Raw genomic sequence first — 23,131 nt, 5'->3', positions numbered from 1 at the left:
TAGGCTCTAATGGCCTATTTTGCCACTCTTTAACCTTCGGAAGGACATGATCTGTAATTTTGCTAACCATTTCTGCTGATATTTCAATACCATAAATATCTTTTATTTGATCATGAATATCTCTTGTTGACATACCTCTTGCGTAAAGAGATATCACTTTTTCTTCTATACCTGATATATCTCTTTTATTCTTTGGTACAACAACTGGTTCAAAATCTCCATTTCTATCTCTAGGTATTTCTAAAGGAATTTCTCCAAATTGAGTTTTAACCCTCTTTTCGGTATGTCCATTTCTTCTGTTATCGGTTCTTTTGTTGTTTCTATCGCCTTTTGAATAGCCTAATTTAGTATCTAACTCAGCTTCTAGCATTTCTTGTAGTACATCTTTAAACATGTTTTTAAGATAGGATTGTAGATCTCCTGCTGTCTTTAAATTTCCTCCTGATATCATTTCTCTTAAAACTTCTTTTGGTAGTGTGCTCATAAAAAAATACTCCCTTCTGGCTTTTTATTATTTCTAATTCTTGCCAGAAAAGAGTATATTTTTTCACTAAAGCACAGATTACTTTACACTACCGAAAAACTAACAAAGGATTTGGGTCACAATCGAATTGATGTATTGGTATATCATTATCTAAGATAAAATAGCAACGGGTGCTTTCCCAAGGGAGCACCCGTTGCTATTTTTACTCATTGTTCTATTCTTTTTATTTTAACTAATTGTACCAAATGAACAGGGCGTACATGGCGTACACAGTGATTTATTATTTTATCACCGTGCACGCCATGTACTATTTTTAAAAACTTTTTTCAAAAATACTTGACACGATATATCAAGATTAACTAAAAAGTATTCAAAGGAGGTGATGACTATGAAAGAGTACACTTATTTTAGTGCAAAGAAACTAACATTTATAGATCAAAACAATGAAACACAGCAAGTTCCAGAGTTTGTCACAAGATCAGCGAAAAATTATAGATTTAATCATGTGACAAACAAATTAGAGAAAAAGTGCATTGAATGTAAAAACTATTTTGAAGTTCAATTATATGAAAACGGAAAATTTATAGATATTCACGATGAAGAAGAGATTCACTTTTATTCAGAGAAGTCTGGATATGACACAAGATGTAGAAAATGCAAATTAGAAAAAGCGTCAAAGGAACCTAATACGGAATATCAATTAGAGAAAACAGAGAAGTATCAATTAGAAAATAAATTATCAGCGGATAATATTATGTATATACGTATAGTAGCAGCCATTGAGCATATGGATGAAGAACAGTGTTTAAATTATTTACTAGATTTAGTTCGTAAAACGAATACACTAACTTATGATTATAAAAGAAAATTAAACTAATTAATAACAAAGGGTACTTACTTAAGGGAGTACCCTTTGTTATGCAACTGATCATGGAGAAGAACCTTCAGATATGCTATTACTTATAGTAGTTGTGGCTTCCTTTTTCAATTTAACCCCTCTCTTCCATTATGAATATTCTACCTGTTATTTTATATTTTTACAATAAATTAACTTTAGTATTTAAACTTTACTATTCTCTACTTACAAAACTACCGAGAAGAATAAAACGCTTCTTTTAAAGTAAGTCATTCAAGTTCATATAATAGGCTAAATAAAAAAAATAAAAAAAATTCAAAAAAACCACCTCAAAATTTGAATTTAATAAAACTATTCGTACAATGTGGGGTAAGCGCACAGTTTACTGTTGTCTTACAGGTTTGAAGAATAGTACAAATTCAAATCAACATAGAATTTATTAGGAGGTGGGGTAATGAAAGTAAGGATTCAATCAGGAACTGGAGAAGGAATTGAAAACTTTAATAGAAGTTTGGCTGACTTAGTTCATCAAAAAATCTTAGAATTGCCAGAGTGCTATCAAACCCAGGCATACGAAGAGATCATGAAGGAACTAGAAGAGGAGTAAAATTTAATCTTTTCTTAATATACAAAAGACAACGCTATTCATTTAAAAAACAAGTTATGAAAAGATTGATCAGCCAAGTGGAGTCATAAAATTACAAACTGGAATTTATATATAAATGGAGGAATTAAAAGTGTTAATTAAATATGGATATCTCTAAAGTGACCCTTAAAATTATATGTTTTATGGGTCATTTTGCTGTTTTTGTTTATGCAAAATTAAGATAAAATAGATTGTAATAGTTTTATAGAAGAGCTACCGTTTATAATCAGTTTAAATAATCCTTGGAAATTACACATTTACATAGGTAGCACTTTGTGTAAATAGCTTCAGAAATGTCATGAGTAACCATAATTGCTGTCTTTTTTTCCTGTCTTATAATTTTTGCAATATCGTCACTTACTTTTAGTCGACTTTGATAATCAAGGGCGGAAAAAGGTTCATCAAGAAGCAAGAGTTCAGGCTCTATTGCAAGGGTACGAATAAGGGCAACCCTTTGACGCATACCACCGGACAATTGACTAGGATAATGTTTTTTAAAATCACCTAAACCATACGTGTCTAACAATTTATTTACCCGGGCAATACTACGCTCGTTAACTTTATTTTGAACCTCTAGTCCAATTAATACATTGTCCATAATAGTACGCCAATTAAATAAGTGGTCACTTTGAAACATATAGCCAGTATTTTTGTTTTTGTTATGAAATATAATTTCACCTTCTGTTGGTGAAAGAAGTCCTGCTATACAGGATAATATAGTAGACTTACCACAACCACTAGGACCAACAATAACAATAATTTCCCCTGTATTCACATCAAAAGAAAGGTTTTCTAAGGCCTTAGTTTCTTCCTCTAATGTGTAATAGGTTTTGGATATATTTTTAACCTCTAAAAATTTGTTGCTTGTCATTAGCACTCCCCCTTAGAAGACAAAATTAGTTCAAAATAAAAGCTGATGATATATATTATGGAGAAACACCAAAATCTGTGACGGCGTAGCTAAATGTCCTGTTCATTTTATCTTGAAATCTTGTTATTATTCAAAAAAAATCATAATTTTAACCAATTTCAATAAAACCTAGCGTATAATATAGATATCTAATATATACCAATAATTAATATTTGAGGTGACATATGAAATTAGCAAAAAAATTATTACTCTCGCTACTTGTAATAATTATAGTATTTTTACTCGGGATCTCTTTTTATAGACATGGCATTATTTTAGATACGATAGGAATACACATTGACAATCCTTTTACCAAAATGGTTAACGTTCCAGAGGATTATTCAAGGATTGATAGCAATAACAATGGTATACCTGACCCTATAGATATTGTTAATGCTGCTCGTAAAGAAGTAGATCGAAGGACAACGTATAAAAGTGTTTATCATGCTGGTGGCTATCCACCAGTAGGTGAAGGGGTATGTACTGACGTAATTTGGAGAGGGCTCCTTGCAATTAATGTTAACCTAAAGGATTTGATGGACGAAGATATAGAAAACAATGTGGAGCTTTATTCTAGAGTAAATGGAAGACCGGAACCAAATATTGATTTTCGTAGAGTACCCAATCAGCATGTGTTTTTCCAAAGGTTTACAGTGTCTTTAATAACAGAACTAATACCAGGAGATGTAGAAAATCTAAGACAATGGCAACCAGGGGATATCGTGGTATTTTTAGAAGGACGCCATCATGTAGGCATTATTTCAGATAGACGAGCAAGAGACGGTACACCATACATGATTCATAATAGCCCACCCTTTGCTTCGGAAATAAAATTAAAATCTATTAACACGCCAATAGCAGGACACTATAGATGGAAATACGAGTAAACAAGTAAAAAAGTAAAATTAGGAGGGAATAATGTTGACAATTACAGAAGCAAGATTAGATTTAGCCAAACGAAATAAAAAAGGACTACATATTATACTTGCATCAATTTTTGTTTGGACAGGAGTACTAATCATTTGGTTACTACCAATTCAAGATATTCTAACTAGAAATCTATTTACGTTTATTAGTACTGCACCGCTTTTACCCCTGTCTTATTTAATTTCAAAAGCAATTAAAGCAGAGTTTTCAGCAAAGGATAATCCCTTAAATAATTTAAGTGTTTTGTTTGCGATGAATCAAATGCTGTACATATTAATTGCAATGTGGATATACAGTGCTATGCCGGATAAAATGGTAATGGTGCTAGCTATGATTTTTGGGGCCCATTTACTACCTTATTCTTGGATATACCATTCAAAAGCTTATATGGTAATGTCTATAATCATACCAGTGGTTGCACTGGCAGTAGGACACAATCTAACAGAGGAAAAGGTATATATTATACCCCTTATCATGATTTGTATTGAAACTGTATTTTCAATATGGTTATTTATTGAAAACAAATTGTTGGTCAAAAAGGAGTTAAGTATATAATTTGCAGTTACATGAATTTTACAATAAAATAGTTAATGGATTAAACTAAATATTATTAGAAACAATAAACATAAAATATTAATAAGTAGGTGAGATATAATCAACACACAAAAAGCACTTAAAAAAGTAGGTACCCACAATGGAACTTTTCATGCTGACGAAGTGATGGCTACGGCAATTCTAAAAGAAATTTATGAACTTGATATTATTAGAACAAGAGATCCAGAGGCGTTAAACAAAAGAGAAATCGTTTATGATGTTGGTGGTGGCGAATTTGATCATCATGGGATAGATAAAGTTTATCGTGATGACGATATTCCCTATGCGGCATGTGGTTTAATATGGCGGGCCTTTGGAAAAACAGTTATTAGTAATTATGATTCGGATTTAACAAAAAATGAAATTGAAGAAATTCATGAACATGTAGACAGAATACTTATAAAAGGCATAGATGCACTGGACAATGGAATAGGACTTTTTGAAGATAGAGGAAAGAAATTTTCACTAATGCATATTTCATCAATGATATCTTCTTTTAATCCTGTATGGAATTCAGAGGAGTCAGAGGATACGGCCTTTAACAATGCTGTCACATTTGCTTCTACAATATTGAAAAATGTTCTAAAACGTAAGTTTGCTGAATTAAAATATAAAGATACATTAAAACAAGCTTATAATCAAAGAGAAAAAAGTGAAGTTTTAATTTTAGAGGTGGATGGTCCTTGGTCAGAGGCATTACCAGAAATTGATGAAAATGAGGAAGTTATTTTTGTTATATATAAACGGAAGGATAGCTATGCACTGCAGACTGTTAGAGGATCAGATGGGGAAGATAGAAGAAAACTTCCAGAATCATGGGGTGGTAAAACCGATGAAAAATTAGCAGAAGTTACAGGTGTTAAAGATGCTGTATTTTGTCATACAGGACTTTTTATCGCAGTAGCTAAATCCTATGAAGGAATTATGAAGATGGCGGATATCGCTTTAAATGTCGAGTAAATTTTCCGTAAATAGCATAAAAATAAATTTATATTCTGGAAAAATATTCTCTGTTGACAAAGTTAAGTTTATATTTTATATTATGGTTAACAAGATAAATATTTCGTTCTCAATACTGACGGATAAGTGGAATAAACCACGAGGGATTGAGAATGTAGCAATAGCCGACCGTCTGGGCAAATGAAATAATACATTTGACTCAGGCGGTTTTTTGTTTTTGTTTTTTTAAAAAAAGGAGGAGATAGGAATGTTTCAAAAAGCTTGGAGAAATTTTAAAGAAGGAAAATGGCAAAAAGATGTTGATGTAAGGGACTTTATTCAAAAAAATTATTCTCTTTATGAAGGAGATGACAATTTTCTTGAATCTGCTACGGATAGAACAAAAGAGCTAATGGAACAATTTAATGAACTCCAAAAATTAGAGCAAGAAAAAGGGGGCGTGTTAGATATAGATACGAATAAAGTATCTTCTCTATTAACTTACGCGCCAGGATATTTAAATAAGGAAAAAGAAATTGTCTTAGGATTACAAACAGACCAGCCATTAAAACGAGGGGTTAATCCTTTCGGTGGTATGCTTATGGCGAGACAGGCATGTGAGTCTTATGGTTATGCGTTAGGACAAGAAATTGAAGATCATTTTAAATATAGAACAACCCATAATGATGGTGTATTTAGAGTATATAGCGATGAGATGAAAAAGCTAAGAAGTAGCGGCGTTATTACTGGACTTCCAGATGCATACGGTAGAGGAAGAGTGATCGGAGATTATAGAAGAGTTGCCTTATACGGAATTGATAAGCTAATAGAAGAAAAAAGAAAAGATAAACAAACGCTTGGTAAAGCGGAAATGAATGAGGAAACCATCCGTCTATCTGAAGAACTATTCCGTCAAATTGACTTTTTAAATAAATTAAAGGAAATGGCATTAGCCTATGGCATAGACATTTCAAAACCAGCTACAACAGCAAAAGAGGCAGTACAATGGTTATACTTTGCATACTTAGGTGCAATAAAAGAACAAAATGGAGCAGCGATGTCTTTAGGAAGAGTAAGTACATTTTTAGATATTTATTTTCAAAGAGACATACAAGAGGGAAGTTTAACAGAAATAGAGGCCCAAGAAATTATCGATGATTTTGTCATTAAACTGAGACTAGCAAGACAGTTAAGGACACCAGAGTACAATGAGCTTTTTGCTGGGGATCCAATGTGGATTACTGAGGTAGTAGGAGGCGTTGGGGAAGATGGAAGACCTTTAGTGACAAAAACATCCTATCGTTTCTTGCATACATTATATAACCTAGGTCCAGCCCCAGAACCAAATATAACGATTCTTTGGTCACAAGATTTGCCAGAAAACTTTAAAAAATATTGTAGTCGTGTATCAATAGAAACCGATGCCATACAATATGAAAATGATGATTTAATGAGACCCACCTATGGAGACGACTATGGCATCGCTTGTTGTGTATCGGCTATGCGGTTAGGAAAAGAAATGCAGTTCTTCGGGGCTCGTTGCAACTTGCCAAAAGTGCTACTTATGGCACTAAATGGTGGTAAAGACGAAATGACCGGTGAATACATTGGACCAGAACAAGCTCCATACCAAAGTGAGTACTTAGATTACGAAGAAGTGATTAAAAAGTTTAACTTCTATAGAGACTGGCTTTGCAAAACCTATGTAAATACAATGAATATCATTCACTATATGCATGATAAATACGCCTATGAAAAATTACAAATGGCATTACATGACACTGAAGTACACAGATTTATGGCCTTTGGTGTAGCGGGATTATCTGTAGTTGCAGACTCATTAAGTGCTATAAAACATGCAAAGGTTAAAACTGTAAGGGATGAAAATGGTTTAATTGTTGATTTTGAAATAGAGGGAAGCTATCCCCAGTTCGGAAACGATGACGATCAAGTAGATGATATTGCAAAGGCACTAGTAGAAGATTTTGATAGTAGCCTAAAGAAAAATAAAACTTATAGAAATGCAGAGCATACCTTATCTATCTTAACCATTACATCAAACGTGGTTTATGGTAAAAAGACAGGCTCAACGCCAGATGGTAGAAAAAAAGGAGAGGCCTTTGCACCAGGAGCAAATCCAATGCATAACAGAGATAAGATGGGAGCTTTAGCATCCTTAAACTCAGTAGCTAAATTACCCTATAAATCCTGTCGTGATGGTATATCCTGTACTTTTTCAGCTAATCCAAGTACACTAGGCAAAACTTTCTCAGACCAGGTAGACAATTTAGTAACTGTGTTAGATGGATACTTTATACAAGATGCTCACCACCTTAATGTTAACGTGATTAATCGTGAAAAATTAATTAAAGCCATGGAAGAACCAGAAAAATATCCAAATTTAACGATCCGGGTATCTGGGTACGCTGTAAACTTCCATAGATTAAATAAAAACCAACAACTAGAAGTGATTAATCGTACCTTCCATAAGGTGATGTAGATGAAAGGGCAAATACATTCATTTGAAACAATGGCAGGTCTTGATGGACCTGGCATGCGAGTTGTTACCTTTTTACAGGGATGCCCTATGCGATGCATTTACTGTCATAACCCAGACACATGGAGCATAAAACAAGGGTTAGAAATGGATAGCAAAGCGGTTTTAAGAAAAGTGCTTAGATATAAAAGCTATTTTGGAGAAAAAGGAGGGGTAACCTTATCCGGTGGTGAGCCCCTCCTTCAACCTAAATTTGCTAAAGAAATACTAAAAGGACTTAAAGAAAATAATGTGCATACAGCAATTGACACAGCAGGGGTAGAACTAAATGATGATATAGAGGATGTATTAGAATATACGGATCTTGTTATATTAGATATTAAACATACGGAAGCTTTGAAATTTAAAGAGATTACTGGTCAGAGGCTTAGCAAAACCCTTTCTTTTCTGCAGTATGTTAAAAGTCAGAAGATTCCTTTGTGGATTAGACAAGTAGTTGTTCCAGGTATTAATGATACAAAAGAAGATATGATTGCCCTAAGTGAGTTATTAAAGGGCATACCCAGTATTGAAAAAGTTGAATTACTGCCCTATCATAATATGGGTGTTGCAAAGTGGGAAAATCTTGGGTTAGTCTATCGTCTTAGGGGAATAGTGGCACCAACAGATAAAACAATGAATTTACTAAAAGAAATACTTTTAAATAAGGGTTTTAAGATCGAGTAAAGAAAGACGGTGAAGAAACGAATCTTCATCGTTTTTTTTGCTCTATATTTCTTGTTTCGAGTCTAATTAGATATAGTCGCAAATGCAAGTATCAAAAATTGAAAAAAATGTCGATTTAATATAGTTAGTTACAGGGTTTTATAAAGCTATTGTCGAATAACTAAAAGTTATTTATAGGCGTTAGATAAAATTGATAGGAAGTGACTGTAATGAACAATGTAAAAGGATATGAACAAGGTGAGTCCCATTTCGATGGAGGTCTTTTTCAACTAATTGGTTGGACACTTTTAGGCGGCATTGTAACAATTTGCACCCTAGGAATAGCTTATCCATGGGCACTTTGCAGAATTTATGGATGGCGTATTAATCATACAATAATAGATGGTAGGAGGTTAAGGTTTACTGGGTCAGCTGTTGGATTATTTGGGCAGTGGATTAAATGGTTGTTACTGTGTATAATTACCCTGGGTATTTATGTATTTTGGGTACAAATTGCCTTAGAAAAATGGAGAGTAAAACATACGCATTTTGAATAGATAAATCATATGCACAAAAAGGTCTAAGCACATTTAATTATGTATTTAGACCTTTTAATTGTTTACTCAAAAGCTTTATACGCTTGGCTCTTAGCACCACATATTGGACATACATCCGGTAGGCCATCTGTTGTGGTATGCCCACAAATAGAACAGACATGTACTGTGCCAATATCTAGATCTTTGCCTTCCTTTGCAACATCCTGTGCCTTTTTAAATAAAGTAGCATGAACTTTTTCTGCTTCAAGGGCAAAATGAAAAGCCCTTTCTGCTGCTTTTTCTTTTTGGTATCGAGCAGTTTCTAAATAAACAGGATACATCTGCTCAATTTCATGCAGCTCCCCATCAATGCCACCCTGTAAATTCTCTACAGTATTTCCGATACCAAAAATAGCACCAGCAGGTACGGTAAAATCACCATGTTGTTCTTTTAGCACTGTAAAATGATTGTCTGCATGGGCATATTCCGCATAAGCAATTGCCCTAAATAAACGACCTATATTGGGCATTTTTTCTTTATCCGCTACGTCTGCCCAAATAAGATAACGCATGTGGGCCATACTCTCTCCGCCATAGGCAGAACGTAAGAAATCCGCAGTCATTGCATTTTGTACACTCATATGTATTCACTCCTTAAATATAATAAAGTCATTAGTAAATTATTGACTTTGCTATACTTAATTATTCAATAAATCAAATTATTAAGCCCCGAGCAAACTGCTCGAGGCTTAGGGAGAATACACTATCCTTGGTTATTGTTGTTTTGCATATCTTGCTTTGCTTTTTGAAGCTCAGCTTGGTTTACTGCGTTTGAGTTATTTAAACCCATTTCCATACCATTAGCATTCATATTTTGGTTATTCATGTTTTGTTTTACGTTTTGTAATTCTCCCTGATTTACTGCATTTGAATTAGATAAGTTAAACTGAGAGGCATTCATGCCGTTACTGTTATTCATTTGATTTTGGTTTTGATTTTGATTATTCATATTTTGTTGTACGTTTTGTAGTTCACCTTGGTTAACGGCATTTGAATTTTTTAAATTTGGGTTATTATTATTTGTCATTTAAATACCTCCGTTTATTTTTTTGTAAGATTAAATCTTACTTTCATAGTATCTACTAAATTGAAGGTAAATATGAGATACAAATACTTATTCTATTTACAATTGTTACTATACTTAAAAAAACCACGAGTTCCAAAGCTCATCTTCATACGTTGCTTCGTCCTCAGACAAGTCAACCATATTCATATAAATGTTCATAAACTCAGCTGATCTTTGATCCTCAAAGGCATTATTTTTTTCTTTTTTTTGGCGCAATCTTGCGATTGATTTTACTTTATTTCTTTTACTCATAATTTAAACCCTCCAAAAATTTGATTTAACCTTACCTTATTTATTGTGGCTACATATAACATAATTATAATTTGAAAAATATTCTTATGAATAGAAGCATTAATGTACATAATACTTTAATAATCAAATTATTAGGAGACCTATTTATGTTAAAAAAATTTAAACAGAAACTTTTTAGCAAAAATATAAACAGATCTAACAAAAATACTGAGAATATAGTTGAATTATTAAAAGCTTTTGAGGTTTTTAAAGATATAGATAATAATGTGGCTTTTATTCAAAACATTTTAACTGACAGTGAAGATGTTGTGTATAGAGAACTCATGCTTTGGGATAGAAAAGCAATACTTATTTATATAGATGGATTAGTAGATCGAAATATAATTGAAAATCATATTATAAGACGGTTACAAAATTTTAATGAAGAGAGCGAAAATTCGATACTGACTGTTACAGATGTTAAAGAAAAAATATTAGCGATATCGAATCCAGAAATAGTGAAAAACTACAATGAGATTATTAATGGGCTGTTAACTGGTGAATCATTACTTTTAATTGACAATGAGCAAGAAGCCTTAACCTTAAATAGTCAAGGGTTAGAAAAAAGAGGTGTTGAAGAACCCTTTGCAGAGCAAGGTTTAAGAGGCCCAAGAGATGGATTTATTGAAGACATTGATGATAATGTGGCGGCTATAAGAAAGAGAATTAAAGATACCAGACTAAAGGTTCAGTACCATACATTAGGACAAAGAACGCAAACAAAAGTTGCTTTAGTTTACTTAAATGACAAGGCACCAGAGCATGTAGTAAAGGAGATAGAAAAGCGAATACAAGAGATAAACGTAGATAGTATTGTTGGTAGCGCATCCGTAGAACAGCTTATTGAAAACCATAAATGGACTGTTTTTCCCCAAGTTTTAGCATCAGAAAGACCGGATAGAATAGCAACAAGTATATTAGATGGCCGAGTAGCCATTATGGTTGATGGTACGCCTTACAACTTAATTGCCCCGGGAACCTTTGCAATGTTTTTTAACAGTAGTGATGATTATTATGAGCGCAGTATCGTTACCTCCATAATTCGGATCATTCGGTATATGAGTTTTTTAATTGCATCAACTTTACCCGGCTTATATGTCGCCCTAACAGCTTACCATCCGGGCATGTTGCCTACAACCCTGGTACTATTTATTACAGGGTCAAGGGTAGGGCTGCCTCTACCCTCAGTAGTTGAAATGTTATTAATGTTATTTACACTAGAGATTTTATTAGAAGCAGCAATAAGGCTACCAAAACCCATCAGTCAAACTGTTGGTATTGTAGGTGGTTTAGTCATTGGACAATCAGCGGTACAAGCAGGCTTAGTAAGTCCCCTGGTGGTTATTATCATAGGTTTTACCGCTATTACATCTTTTGTTTTTCCTTACTATACCTTTGCTCTAACCAATAGAGCACTGCGAATTTTCTTTCTGATAGGAGGGGCTTTTTGGGGACTGTTTGGAATCGTTATTTTTTGGATCCTTCTCATAATACATCTCGCTTCAATCGAATCCTTTGGGGTTAGATACTTAGAAGACTTTTTCTCATTTAAGAAGGAAAAATTAAAAGATACTTTCTTAAAAGATGGATACCCATCTTTACTTGGAAATGCAGAGGCGATAAAAGGAGATAAAAAAGAATAAAAATTTAGGAAGTGAAATGATGGAGAAAGAATTAAATGGCGTGGATATGCTGGCTTTTGTTGTACATGGAACCGTAGGCATAAGGTTATTAACGATACCAAGAGATATTGTAGAAATAGGTAGTAATAATGGCTGGATGTCGGTAGCATTGAGTGCAGTTATTGCTTTCTATTTAGGTTTTTCTTTTTATTGGTTATATACAAAACATCCGAATCTTAACATATCTCAAATTATTGAAGCGAATCTAGGAAAAAAGATTGGTAAAATAATAATGGTTGCAATTGCCATATACATCATTTCAACAATTGGACTATCTTTAAGGGCTTTTACGGATAGTGTTAAAATGTTTTTGTTAGATACAACACCAAGGAGTGTATTGGTTATTTTAGGAGCATTACCAATAGTATACGGAGTGTCCAAAGGCATAAAGACATTAAGTATTGTACTGGATTTACTTTTACCCCTAGTTATATTATCGACTATATTGTTAGTAGTACTAGCAAGTACAAGTGTGGACCTAGAAAACTATAGACCAGTGCTGCACGAAGGACTTATGCCAGTTTTAAAAGGCTCTTTACAAATGGTACACCCATTATTAGGGATAGGAATTATAGGGTATATTATGCCCCAGTTTAATGAACCGAAAAGGGTAAAAAAGTGGATCGGTATAGGGGTTTTAATCTCGATAGGATCTTACCTTGCAATTGTAACGCTGTCCATTCTAGTTTTTGGAAGTGAAGAAACAAAAATGCTTATTTGGCCAACAATATCATTATCCAAGGCAATACAGCTTGAAACAGAACTTTTTGAGCGGGCAGAGAGCCTATTTATGACCATGTGGATTCCTATTGCATTTACAACAATGGTGACTTTCTATTACTCTTCTACTTTAAATCTTAAGGTCTTATTTGATAGTAACAGAGACCATTTAATTACCTATGGACAAATCCCACTATTTATTCTAATTGCAGTATTGCCGAATAGTGTAGTGGACAATTACAAATATTTAGGGTGGGTTAATTTACTAGCAATGTTTTTTGCATTTATTATTATTCCTTTAGTGATTGTCATCACTTTATTTAAGAATAGGAGGGTATCCAATGAAAAAACGTAGCCTGTGTAAAGTGATGCTTAAAATAGTCATTTTACTATTTTCTGTTCTTTTATTTGGGTGTTGGGATTATGCTGAAGTAGAAGATCGAGGGTATGTTCTTGGAATCGCAATTGATATGGCAGAACCCCTGCCAAGAGGACAGGATGATCTAGAAGAATATTTAAGTGAAAGAGAAATTGAAAAAATGATTCCCCAGTATGGTGAACCAAAATTTGCTTACACAATACAGGTACCCATAGTTCCCCAAGCACGCATGGGCCCGGAGGGTGGTGGTGGCGATGTGGAAGAGGATAGAACCTGGGACTTAACCATGACAGGAAATAACTTTTTCGAAGCACAGAGACAATTTGCTACCCGATTAGAGTATCTACCATTTTATGAACATTTACAGGTTGTAGTTATCAACGAGGAGGTTGCACGACAAGGAATCCTACCAGTCTTAGATCTTTTATTAGCCGATCATGAAATGAGAAGAAGGACAAGGGTGTTCATTACACCAGGGGATGCTAAAAGTATACTTGATGTTGTACCTCGAATTGATGATTATTCTAGCCGATATCTAGAAAGACTTCCCTTAGGGGCAAGTCGAAATTCAAGAATTCTTCATGAAACAGATTTGGGGCAGGTGGCTATGAGTATTCATACAGGGGTAGATTTTGGCTTGCCGAGAGTGGTAGCAACAGAGGATGAAATTAAAAACGCTGGTTTAGCTCTATTTAGAGAAGATAAAATGATAGGGTGGTTAGGAGAGGTAGATACTATTTGGGCAAAGTGGGTAAGAGATGCGGTTTTAGGTGGAACAATTGTTGTTGACTCCCCGAATGAAGAAGCGGAAATCGTTGTTTTAGAAGTGGTAAAAGCGAATACAAAGGTTAGGCCAAGGGTCGCTGATCATCAGATTATAATGGATATAGAAGTAGATGCAACCTTTAATTTAGTCGAAGAAGTTAGATATGGAAAAGCAAATATATTTAATGAGGACTATCTGGAGGAGGTAGAGAAGTTAGCAAAAAAGAGAATAGAGGAAGAGATAAAAGATACGGTAAGTTATGTGCAAGAGGAGTATGGTGCAGATATATTCCATTTTAATGTACAAATGCGTCGATATGAACCGGATGTATGGGCAAAAATAGAAAATGAATGGCATGACATTTTTCCACAGGTTATGGTTAATGTGAATGCGGAAACAGAAATAAGATTAACTGGACTAATGAAGTAATTTTTCCCTTGTTGAATACTTTCTGAAAAAAAGTAGTGTTTTATTTATAAAACTTTTCATAAAATATTATAATTATCAAAATTGCATAGTTAAAATAGCTTGGAAAATATAAATACTATGTTTTTAAAAGGGGGCGTTCTTCATGGACGTATTAGTCGGAAATGAAAGTTTTATAAATAAAATTAATACATTTCTTATGCAAAGTGAGAATGTAGAGGATGTTTACATTCATGGATTTTTAAGCAAAGATTTGGTAGGCGCTATAAAGGAGTATACAAACATAAAGCCCAATGAATTGTCTGTAAAGATTTTAATTCCAAAGTTATCATTATTTAAGAAGGAATTAGAGATGATCAAACGAGAGTTTGATAATGTAAACTACAATATTAAAATTAATAACAACTCCCTAAGTCAGTTTATTGTTTTTAATAATGCTTTTGTAATTCTATCTGGCAAAACAGGTGAAAATGAAAGTGTAATTAAAAATAAAGTTGCTTTTATGCATTCAGATGATTTGGGGACATCTAGTGTACTAAAAGATTTGTTTTACGAAGATTGGAAAACAGGATATAGCGTTTACTTATAATGTATTACTATAAAAACATTAAGTGTGTTTATACAACTTAATGTTTTTTATATAGTAGGAAGTCTACTTTACTACTATATAAAAAAAGATGGGTTATAGGGGATGAAATTTCCTCCAAGTATGTATTCACAAAAGTGTCTTTAGATACTTTTTAAATTTTCAGAGAAATTTTTTTAATTACGTAGTATAATATGGAATATAAATTTTATATTTTTACGGAAAGAAGGTTTTTTATGAGAGCAGAAATTATATCTATTGGAACAGAACTTTTACTTGGAGATATCGTTAATACAAATAGCCAGTACATAGCCCAAAGGTTAGCGGAAATGGGGATTGGTTTATATTATCAGACCACAGTTGGTGATAATAATGAGCGATTAAAAGACGCCCTAGAAGTTGCGTTTAGTAGGTCTAATATTGTCATTACAACCGGGGGATTAGGACCAACAAAGGATGATTTGTCAAAGGAGATTGCAGCAGAATATTTTGGAAAAGAAATGGTATTAGATGAAGAGGCACTACAACAAATCAAAGGATTTTTCCATAAAATAAATAGAAAGATGCCAGAGGCGAATGTGAAACAAGCTTACTTCCCTGAACACTCAAAAATTCTTTACAATGAACATGGCACAGCCCCAGGATGTATTATACAGGAGAATGATAAAATATTAATTTTATTACCAGGACCCCCTAAAGAGATGAAGGCAATGTTTGGAAAAAGTGTGATTCCATATTTGCAGCCCTTTGGCGACGGCATTATTGAATCAAAGGTATTAAATATAAGTGGCTTAGGGGAAAGTCAAATGGAGGAAATGATTCAGGACTTAATTCAACAACAAAGTAATCCAACAATAGCCCCATATGCAAATGAAGGTAATGTCACTATAAGAATTACGGCTAAAGGTCGGACAAAGGATGAAACTGAGAAACTTCTAATTCCGGTAGAAGAAAAGATCAAGGCTCGTCTTGGAACATATATTTATGGGACAAACAATGAAAGTCTGGAGGAGTCTGTGGTCAGTTTGTTGAAATCAAAGGATATGACAATAGCTTTAGCTGAATCCTGCACTGGAGGGTTATTAACTGGTAAGTTAGTAAATTGTTCTGGAGTATCATCAGTATTTTTAGAGAGTGCAATTACATATAGCAATGAATCAAAAATTAAACGATTAGGGGTAAAAGAAGAAACCCTTGAAAAATTTGGCGCAGTGAGTGCAGAAACTGCAATGGAAATGGCACAGGGAATAGCAAAGACAGCAGGTACAAATATAGGACTTTCCGTAACTGGTGTTGCCGGACCAGAGGGTGGAACAAAGGAAAAACCTGTGGGATTAGTTTATATAGGGTTGTATATGGATGGTAAAGTGAAATCTGCTAAATTAATGCTATGGGGTGGCAGACAGAAAATAAGGCATTTTACTACCCTTCAGGCATTAGGTTGGCTAAGAAAAGAGGTTATGAATCATTTAGCATAAAATTAATAGAGGTATAAATTAAGGGGGAAGCAAGTTGATTAAGCACGTGTTCAAATGGTTATTTATGTTATTGTTCGCATTCATGTTCTCAGGTTTTTTTGAAAATATCGATGAATTAGGCTACGCCGTTATTACTTTGCAGCTAGTCTCTGGTGCAGCTGTAGGCTATATTATTTTTACATCTTTCAGCGGAATATTTGCTTTTAAAGGATATACAGAAACGAAAGAAACGAAGTCTCGAGGCAATAAATTAGTCTATGTAAACCTAATATGGGGGATTTCTTTTTTATTAGCAAACATTCTAGAAGGTGGTAGAATAGTAAGGATTTTAAATATTCTAGCCGTAGCTGTCATTATAATAAGCATAATAGAGCTAATTAAAATTAAAAAGAATACAGATCAAGAACAAGAGAAAATGACGACACAAGGAACAATAAAACTTGGCTACATGTTAATACTTTACTATATAAGTTTACCTGTAATACTTATCTTGCTTTTAAAAGGATATTAACAAAACAAAGAATGACTGTTATATTGGTCATTCTTTGTTTTTGGTAAGAGGTCTTAAGAGATAGCCAGCTAAGCTTAAAAAATCGTATTTGCTATTAAACAATCGTTTGCCAATTTTACCATCTAAACTTTTAACCATTAAATCTAACTGACTGTTACTTAGGTTTTCGATACCATGACGTAGTGAAAGGGAATTCCTATAGCTTTCTTTAAGGTTACTAGTAAGGTCTTCATATTTACCAAAGCCACATAGATCATGGGCGGCATAAATTCCTGTAAGCATAGCAGAAAACTGCCCAAACCCTAAAAAAGGCATAATAGATCCAAAACAGTTGCCAACAAAAAAGGTGTTACCAATTCTAGGCGTTTGACAAGTGCCAATTTGATACCTTGTTACTTGAAATTGATCTGTTATTCTTAGGTTTTGATTCAAATCCTTACAGGCCTGGTTATAAAATCTGTCCCAAAGCATTTCTTCATCCAATTTCTTATTTTCTTCATAATCAGGAAAACCAATTACAATTTGAGCTTCCTTGTCAGACAAAGGGATAAAATAACCATAACCCTTTGGTGCAAAATGATGATTTAGCCATGCCTTTACCCCATATTGATCAAAGTTACCCTCAACAGTAGCACCTTTTAATGTGACAGTGAGATCATTACTAAACAGCTGTATTTTTGAAGTATATGCTGCATCTCCAGTAGCCACGATAACATGGGTAAATTCTTGGAGAAGATGCTCATAAGTATATTTAGAATTAAAAATAATTTTGCTTTTAACCTGTCTTGCCAGTTGATTTTCTAAAGAATCAACATCTCTTCCTCTTAGTGAAGTGAATCCAATATGACCTTCTATAGTAGCCTTTTCTTTTTCACTAATAATCTGCAGTTCTTTAATGTTACTTAAAGGGTGGAGGTTTATGTCATGCTCTTCTGATAGATAAGAAATTTCGTCGACGACTGGGCGAGTTAATATAGACATAAATATTTCCGCATTTATAAACCGGTCACCGACTACCCTTCGTTTTTCAAAAATCGTAGGTTTAATGCCGTTTTTCTCTAAAGTTATCGCGCAGGATAATCCAGATAAACCAGCACCCATAATTGCAACCTTCATGTTAATTCCACCTTTACACTTATTATTTTTTTACTTCCAACCCTCCCATTTATTACTTTAGTTTAAAATCCTAATAAATGATATTATAGTTATGTAAACCAATTTCAAAATAAAGGGGGAGAAGACATAGTGAATAAATTTGTTAAAAGTGCTTTAGTATGTATACTTTTTGTCACATTAGGTTTTTCATTTACAGCTGAAGCGGCTTATGTTCACCGTGTAGGGGCAGGTGAGAGTCTTTATTTAATAGCACAAAAATATGATGTCAGTATTCAAGAAATATTATCAAATAATCGGTATCTAAGAAATCACAACACTATTTTTCCTAAACAAGTTTTAATTATACCTAAATCACAAGAACCGGGAACATATGTAGTGAGAGCTGGTGATTCTCTACACAAAATTTCACAACAATTCGGAGTATCAACTACTCAAATAGCAAGTAAAAATGGATTAGCTAATCCAGATAACTTACATGTTGGACAGGTTTTGTTAATACCCGAGAAAGATTTTAAAACAACAAAGCCTATAGAACCAACCACCTACACAGTTAAACCTGGAGATAGCCTATATAGAATTTCTAAAAGCTTAGGCATAAGTATGGGATCCCTTGCTGAAATAAATGATTTAGAGAATATTAATTTTATTTATGTAGGACAAGTATTGAAGGTGCCTGAAAAGGATAAAAATATAGCACCTCAACCACAGACAGAGGCAAACTTCGAGCATTCAGTAACACAGTTATCAAAAATGTATCCAGATACATTTTATTTAAAAGGAGAAGGTCGTGGGAATAAAATTGCACTAACCTTTGATGATGGACCAAATCCAACTTATACACCACAAGTATTAGATGTATTAAAAAGATATGATGTTGCAGCAACTTTCTTTGTGTTGGGTAGTAGAGTAGAGAGACATCCCGAAATTGCAAAGCGAATTGTCAATGATGGTCATGTCATAGCAAATCATACTTGGAGTCATCCAAATATGCGTAATATATCAACAGAAACCATAGTTAATGAAATGAAGCAAACTGAAAATGCAATAAAAAATGCAACTGGTAAAAGTACAGCATTAATGAGACCACCTTATGGGGCTGTTACGAGTAATGTAATCGAAGATTTAAGCACATTAGACTATAAAGCAATTAATTGGTCTGTTGATTCTGTAGACTGGAGGGACCAAGACGTAGATAAAATTTTAATAAATACGTTATCTGGTATAACTGGTAACGATATTGTTCTTTTCCATGATGCAGGTGGAGACAATCAATCTAGACAAGCTACAGTTCTTGCAATAGCAGAAATAATTGAAACATTAAGGATGCAGGGCTATGAGTTTACTACAACAGATGAAATTTTAAATGTAAATCCTTATAAGTAAAGTAATGAATAACGCTAAATGTATATTTAGCGTTATTTGTTTTTGTACAGGAATTTGTGGGTATAATATCTTTATAAAAAAGCAGGAGGTCAATTTATGGGACAGCTAAAATCTTTTTTGCCGGTGATAGATCATGAATCAAAAGTACTAATACTTGGGTCTATGCCCGGAGTTAAATCTTTAGAAGAAAATCAATACTATGGCAATGCAAGGAATCATTTTTGGAAAATAATATATAAGCTTTTTAATAAGGAAATTGAACAAGATTACAATAAAAAAATAAAGTTGTTAAAGGGAAATAAAATAGCTTTGTGGGATGTGATAAATACCTGTTATCGAAAAGGAAGTCTTGATGCAAATATCATTGCAGAACAGCCAAATGATATAGTAGCACTTCTAGAAGAATATCCAAATATTAAGTTTGTAGGTTTTAATGGCACTAAAGCATTTACTACATATAAAAAGCACATAGGCATTCAATCTTTGACTGAGCTGGAATATGCAAAACTACCCTCTACTAGTCCTATTCCTGGGAAAAACATAAAAACTTTAGAAGAGAAAATTGAATCGTGGTCAATTATTTTAGACTACATACATTAATTAGACTTCCTTTTTGCCCTGCTTTTTTTATCTTTATATGTGCTATAGCTGACCTTTAAATCTTTGGCATAACCGTTAAAACCGTTGGCCGCCAAACCGATAATGATACCATCCAAGATGCCCTTTCTAATATTGTGAGGTGATATATAAACAATTCCAACGATAATGCCTAAGACAAGTTTAAAAAGCGGTTCGAAAGTAATAAATCTGGTTTAAAATGTTCTTCTAAAAGTTGATGAGATACCAATAATTATAGAAACCATAAGTGGAAAATCGTATTCTTTCATAGAAAAGCTCCTTTTCGTAATATCTATTTTTGCAATATACTTTATGTGAAAAGTAAAAAAAGCGTGATTTATTAATTGATTTGCAACAAAACACTTGTTCGGTATATAATAGATTGAAGTAATCACGAAAAGAGGGAAAGAATTGCTAGGAAGAACCCATGTTGCATTAGGCATGACAATGTCGTTAATAATAATTATATTAATTAGTGCACCGATATACTTTGATAATAATCTGATAGCTATAAGTGTAGTTTTAATTGGCGCACTTTTACCAGATTTAGATATGGGCAACGGTACGCTATCGAATAAGTTTGGGATATTTAAAGAAAAGCATATAAGAAAAGTTTGGTTATTTATTTTAGGACTGCTTGCCATTGTAGCTTTTATTTTTTTTAGAACAACTACCTTTTTCTACGGGATTATACTGATCTTGTTTCTAGGTTTTCTAATGTCTGAAAGTTTTGCAAAAAAAGGTTATCGGCTTTTAAGAAGCTTTGTGCAAGCGTTAGTTGCCTTTGGTTTTATAGCTGCTGCATATCATTATAGACACTTTCCCTTAATATGGGTTGGTGTTATTTTACTAATACTATTGATCAGTAAACATAGAGGGTTTTCACATTCACTAATATTTGCAGCGCTTACAATTTTAGCCGTACGCCATATTAGTCTGTTTTACGGAGAGGTAGACTATAGCGTGATTTTTGGCGCAAGTATTATATCTCATATTATAGGGGACATGTTTACAAGAGGTGGAGTTAAATTATTTTTACCTTTTAGTCAAAAAAGAAAAAGATTCCCCCTTACTATTAAAACCGGGGGGAAATTAGAAAATATCGTTTTTATTATTGCTTGTATAATCACCTTTACTTTAACAAGAAAGCTTTAATTAATAAAAATAAATTTAACGATCATTACAGAAAGAATAGAACTAAAAATAACATAGAAAATATGCAGCTTAAAATAAGCTGCAATAGTTGCAACAACAGCTCCGATAAATCCTACTAAAGGTACGCCTTCTTCTACTGATAATACACCAGGAAAAATAAGTGCGCCTAAAGCAGCAAATGGAATCATTTTCAACCATAGATTTATTCTTTTGGGTAGTTTTATATGATCAACGATAAATACGGGAAGTAATCTTGGCAGGTAAGTGACGAAAGCCATACCTATTATTATCATATACAATCTCATTGCCTCACTCTCCTTTAATAAGGTAGGAACCGAAAAAACTAGCTATTAACGTGGATATAACTATTGCCCAACCAGGATTAATATAGTTTGTTATTAAGATACAAAGAAGCGCACTTAGACCAGCTACAATTCCCATGCGCCACTGATCCCTTATTGCTGGTATTAATAGGGCAATAAACATGGCATAAAGACCCATGGACATACTGTTACCAATCGAAGGAGGAATGACCATGGCCAAGAGTCCTCCAGCTAATGTACCACTTACCCAAGCACTATAAGCACCTATTAGTAAACCACCAATATAATATAAATTATAATTTTTTTCATCCTGTTCCTTTGCTAAAGATAGAAAAGCAAAAGTTTCATCAGTAATCATAAAAGATAACGGAATTTTTTTAATAGTAGGAAATGATTTTAGTTTATTCATCAAAGACATACTCATAATAAAATGTCTAAAGTTTAAGACAAAGGTTGCAATAATAATTTCTATTCCTAAAGCTTGCATTAAAAGCATATTTATTGCCATAAACTGACTTGCTCCCGCATATACAAATAGAGACATTAAAAAAGCAAAGCTAAGGCTATATCCACTTTGGAGTGTAATAACACCAAATGAAATTGCAATAGGAAAATAGCCTATAATAATAGGAAATGACGAGGTCAATCCCCTTAAAAATTCTGATTTATTCTCTTTTGAAAATTTAGTTGAAGGTTTGTTCATATTGTGTATTGAATGAGAAGAATGATCCATAAAAAATGCGCTCCTAAACTATATAATTTACAATCCTTGTTTAATATAACATTGACAAAACAAAATAGTCAATTTGTAAAAAAAGGGTAGCTGTTTACATATTAAGGTAAATGATATATAATTTACTAATAGTGTTTAATAAAATATAAAATAAGTAATTGGTTATAAAATATAAAGATTATGGAACTTAATTTTTAAAAGTAACGTCTTATTAATTAGAAGTTAATTATAATAATATATTAAATGATAAAGTGGAGGACAATGGTGTGAAAAGAAAGCTATCTTTTATTTTAATGATAATAACATTTTTCTTAACGGGATGCGAAATCAATACAACGAGTAGTGTAATAGGAGACATACCTTTTGAAGTTGTGACTACAAGGTCGATTGAAAATGAAGCGGTATTAAGGTGGTATGAAAGATCAAGAAAAGAAGAAGGTGCTTTTAAATTCGATGATGAAGAATATACATATATTTTAATTAGTGCTGGAGAAAGGCGTACTGGTGGATACAGTTTAAATACAATGTCTATTACGGGGGACAATAAACATTTAAATGTAAAAGCTAAACTTATTGAACCACTCCCAAGCTCCATGGTTGTACAAGTAATCACCTATCCGAGTCAACTTGTTAGGATTGAAAAGGATAATAGAGAAGTTGTATTAAAAGAATTAATTCGTGAAAGAAGACAATTAGGTTCATAGAGAAACCCCTCAACTGCCTATTACTAGGTGCTGAGGGGTT

The 23,131-nt window shown here is 33.3% G+C and carries 26 protein-coding genes and 1 riboswitch; of the genes, 18 read left to right on the top strand and 8 right to left on the bottom strand.

Going from position 1 to position 23,131, the window contains the following annotated elements; all coding sequences use genetic code 11:
• The coding region (locus tag RH915_RS08135; RefSeq protein WP_310479200.1) for a transposase at positions 1–484 on the bottom strand (484 nt) is incomplete at its 3' end.
• A gap of 388 nt (positions 485–872) precedes the next feature.
• On the opposite strand from RH915_RS08135, the gene RH915_RS08130 reads away from it, so the two are divergent.
• Together RH915_RS08130 and RH915_RS08125 are read left to right on the top strand one after the other, a co-directional pair.
• A complete protein-coding gene (locus tag RH915_RS08130; protein ID WP_310479199.1) occupies positions 873–1,361 on the top strand; it encodes a hypothetical protein in 489 nt (162 codons plus the stop codon).
• A gap of 433 nt (positions 1,362–1,794) precedes the next feature.
• Positions 1,795–1,947, top strand: coding sequence for a hypothetical protein (locus RH915_RS08125; protein ID WP_310479196.1), 153 nt, complete (start codon positions 1,795–1,797; stop codon positions 1,945–1,947).
• Positions 1,948–2,212: 265 nt separating this feature from the next.
• Here RH915_RS08125 and RH915_RS08120 read toward each other — a convergent pair whose 3' ends face one another.
• On the bottom strand, positions 2,213–2,857 hold the full coding sequence (locus RH915_RS08120; protein WP_310479194.1) for an ABC transporter ATP-binding protein: 645 nt from the start codon (positions 2,855–2,857) through the stop codon (positions 2,213–2,215).
• 224 nt (positions 2,858–3,081) lie between these two features.
• Here RH915_RS08120 and RH915_RS08115 point away from each other — a divergent pair, with 224 nt between their 5' ends.
• From RH915_RS08115 to RH915_RS08090, 6 genes are all read left to right on the top strand, one after another.
• Positions 3,082–3,783 (top strand): DUF1287 domain-containing protein, encoded by a 702-nt coding sequence (locus tag RH915_RS08115; RefSeq protein ID WP_310479192.1) that lies wholly within the window; start codon positions 3,082–3,084, stop codon positions 3,781–3,783.
• A 31-nt stretch (positions 3,784–3,814) separates the two neighbouring features.
• Positions 3,815–4,378, top strand: a complete 564-nt coding sequence (locus RH915_RS08110) for a DUF7010 family protein (protein WP_331618363.1) — start codon at positions 3,815–3,817, stop codon at positions 4,376–4,378.
• A 96-nt stretch (positions 4,379–4,474) separates the two neighbouring features.
• The gene (locus tag RH915_RS08105) at positions 4,475–5,377 is read left to right on the top strand and encodes an MYG1 family protein (RefSeq protein WP_310479201.1); all 903 of its coding nucleotides are present in this window, start codon (positions 4,475–4,477) and stop codon (positions 5,375–5,377) included.
• Between the two features lie 101 nt (positions 5,378–5,478).
• Positions 5,479–5,562, top strand: a riboswitch (ZMP/ZTP riboswitch).
• Between the two features lie 62 nt (positions 5,563–5,624).
• Positions 5,625–7,856, top strand: a complete 2,232-nt coding sequence (pflB, locus tag RH915_RS08100; protein WP_310479190.1) for a formate C-acetyltransferase — start codon at positions 5,625–5,627, stop codon at positions 7,854–7,856.
• Entirely contained in the window at positions 7,857–8,579 is a 723-nt protein-coding gene (gene pflA, locus RH915_RS08095; protein WP_310479188.1) for a pyruvate formate-lyase-activating protein, read from the top strand.
• Positions 8,580–8,788: 209 nt separating this feature from the next.
• The gene (locus tag RH915_RS08090) at positions 8,789–9,115 is read left to right on the top strand and encodes a DUF898 family protein (RefSeq protein WP_310479186.1); all 327 of its coding nucleotides are present in this window, start codon (positions 8,789–8,791) and stop codon (positions 9,113–9,115) included.
• Between the two features lie 62 nt (positions 9,116–9,177).
• Here RH915_RS08090 and RH915_RS08085 read toward each other — a convergent pair whose 3' ends face one another.
• The 3 genes from RH915_RS08085 to RH915_RS08075 form a co-directional block, all read right to left on the bottom strand.
• Positions 9,178–9,735, bottom strand: a complete 558-nt coding sequence (locus RH915_RS08085) for a rubrerythrin family protein (protein ID WP_310479184.1) — start codon at positions 9,733–9,735, stop codon at positions 9,178–9,180.
• 122 nt (positions 9,736–9,857) lie between these two features.
• Positions 9,858–10,181 (bottom strand): hypothetical protein, encoded by a 324-nt coding sequence (locus RH915_RS08080; protein WP_310479182.1) that lies wholly within the window; start codon positions 10,179–10,181, stop codon positions 9,858–9,860.
• 114 nt (positions 10,182–10,295) lie between these two features.
• Positions 10,296–10,472: a hypothetical protein gene (locus RH915_RS08075; RefSeq protein ID WP_310479180.1), complete on the bottom strand. Its 177-nt coding sequence runs from the start codon at positions 10,470–10,472 to the stop codon at positions 10,296–10,298.
• A gap of 146 nt (positions 10,473–10,618) precedes the next feature.
• Here RH915_RS08075 and RH915_RS08070 point away from each other — a divergent pair, with 146 nt between their 5' ends.
• The 6 genes from RH915_RS08070 to RH915_RS08045 all read left to right on the top strand — a co-directional run bounded on the left by RH915_RS08070 (position 10,619) and on the right by RH915_RS08045 (position 17,059).
• Positions 10,619–12,154: a spore germination protein gene (locus tag RH915_RS08070; RefSeq protein ID WP_310479179.1), complete on the top strand. Its 1,536-nt coding sequence runs from the start codon at positions 10,619–10,621 to the stop codon at positions 12,152–12,154.
• Positions 12,155–12,173: 19 nt separating this feature from the next.
• Positions 12,174–13,268 carry a GerAB/ArcD/ProY family transporter gene (locus RH915_RS08065; RefSeq protein WP_310479178.1) on the top strand — a complete coding sequence of 365 codons (1,095 nt, stop codon included), beginning with the start codon at positions 12,174–12,176 and terminating at the stop codon, positions 13,266–13,268.
• Entirely contained in the window at positions 13,255–14,487 is a 1,233-nt protein-coding gene (locus RH915_RS08060) for a Ger(x)C family spore germination protein (RefSeq protein WP_310479177.1), read from the top strand. Before RH915_RS08065 ends, RH915_RS08060 begins: the two co-directional genes overlap by 14 nt.
• Before the next feature lie 142 nt (positions 14,488–14,629).
• The gene (locus RH915_RS08055) at positions 14,630–15,073 is read left to right on the top strand and encodes a hypothetical protein (RefSeq protein ID WP_310479175.1); all 444 of its coding nucleotides are present in this window, start codon (positions 14,630–14,632) and stop codon (positions 15,071–15,073) included.
• 233 nt (positions 15,074–15,306) lie between these two features.
• Entirely contained in the window at positions 15,307–16,548 is a 1,242-nt protein-coding gene (locus tag RH915_RS08050; RefSeq protein WP_310479174.1) for a competence/damage-inducible protein A, read from the top strand.
• 34 nt (positions 16,549–16,582) lie between these two features.
• Positions 16,583–17,059: a hypothetical protein gene (locus RH915_RS08045; RefSeq protein WP_310479173.1), complete on the top strand. Its 477-nt coding sequence runs from the start codon at positions 16,583–16,585 to the stop codon at positions 17,057–17,059.
• Positions 17,060–17,086: 27 nt separating this feature from the next.
• Here RH915_RS08045 and RH915_RS08040 read toward each other — a convergent pair whose 3' ends face one another.
• Positions 17,087–18,175: an NAD(P)/FAD-dependent oxidoreductase gene (locus RH915_RS08040; protein ID WP_310479172.1), complete on the bottom strand. Its 1,089-nt coding sequence runs from the start codon at positions 18,173–18,175 to the stop codon at positions 17,087–17,089.
• A 129-nt stretch (positions 18,176–18,304) separates the two neighbouring features.
• On the opposite strand from RH915_RS08040, the gene RH915_RS08035 reads away from it, so the two are divergent.
• The 3 genes from RH915_RS08035 to RH915_RS08025 all read left to right on the top strand — a co-directional run bounded on the left by RH915_RS08035 (position 18,305) and on the right by RH915_RS08025 (position 21,331).
• On the top strand, positions 18,305–19,558 hold the full coding sequence (locus tag RH915_RS08035; RefSeq protein WP_310479170.1) for a LysM peptidoglycan-binding domain-containing protein: 1,254 nt from the start codon (positions 18,305–18,307) through the stop codon (positions 19,556–19,558).
• Positions 19,559–19,654: 96 nt separating this feature from the next.
• Complete coding sequence (locus RH915_RS08030; RefSeq protein ID WP_310479169.1) at positions 19,655–20,158, top strand: DNA-deoxyinosine glycosylase; 504 nt, start codon at positions 19,655–19,657, stop codon at positions 20,156–20,158.
• A 429-nt stretch (positions 20,159–20,587) separates the two neighbouring features.
• Positions 20,588–21,331 (top strand): metal-dependent hydrolase, encoded by a 744-nt coding sequence (locus RH915_RS08025; protein WP_310479167.1) that lies wholly within the window; start codon positions 20,588–20,590, stop codon positions 21,329–21,331.
• On the opposite strand, the gene RH915_RS08020 is transcribed toward RH915_RS08025, so the two are convergent.
• Positions 21,328–21,636: an AzlD domain-containing protein gene (locus RH915_RS08020; RefSeq protein ID WP_310479165.1), complete on the bottom strand. Its 309-nt coding sequence runs from the start codon at positions 21,634–21,636 to the stop codon at positions 21,328–21,330. The two genes, RH915_RS08025 and RH915_RS08020, sit on opposite strands and share 4 nt — an antisense overlap.
• A 4-nt stretch (positions 21,637–21,640) precedes the next feature.
• Positions 21,641–22,387, bottom strand: a complete 747-nt coding sequence (locus RH915_RS08015) for an AzlC family ABC transporter permease (RefSeq protein ID WP_310479163.1) — start codon at positions 22,385–22,387, stop codon at positions 21,641–21,643.
• Positions 22,388–22,653: 266 nt separating this feature from the next.
• On the opposite strand from RH915_RS08015, the gene RH915_RS08010 reads away from it, so the two are divergent.
• Complete coding sequence (locus RH915_RS08010; RefSeq protein WP_310479161.1) at positions 22,654–23,091, top strand: protease complex subunit PrcB family protein; 438 nt, start codon at positions 22,654–22,656, stop codon at positions 23,089–23,091.
• The last annotated feature ends 40 nt before the right edge of the window (positions 23,092–23,131 follow it).

Source organism: Serpentinicella sp. ANB-PHB4, from assembly GCF_031432315.1.
Lineage (GTDB): Bacteria > Bacillota > Clostridia > Peptostreptococcales > Natronincolaceae > Serpentinicella.
This window is presented reverse-complemented; position numbering and strand designations above follow the sequence as displayed.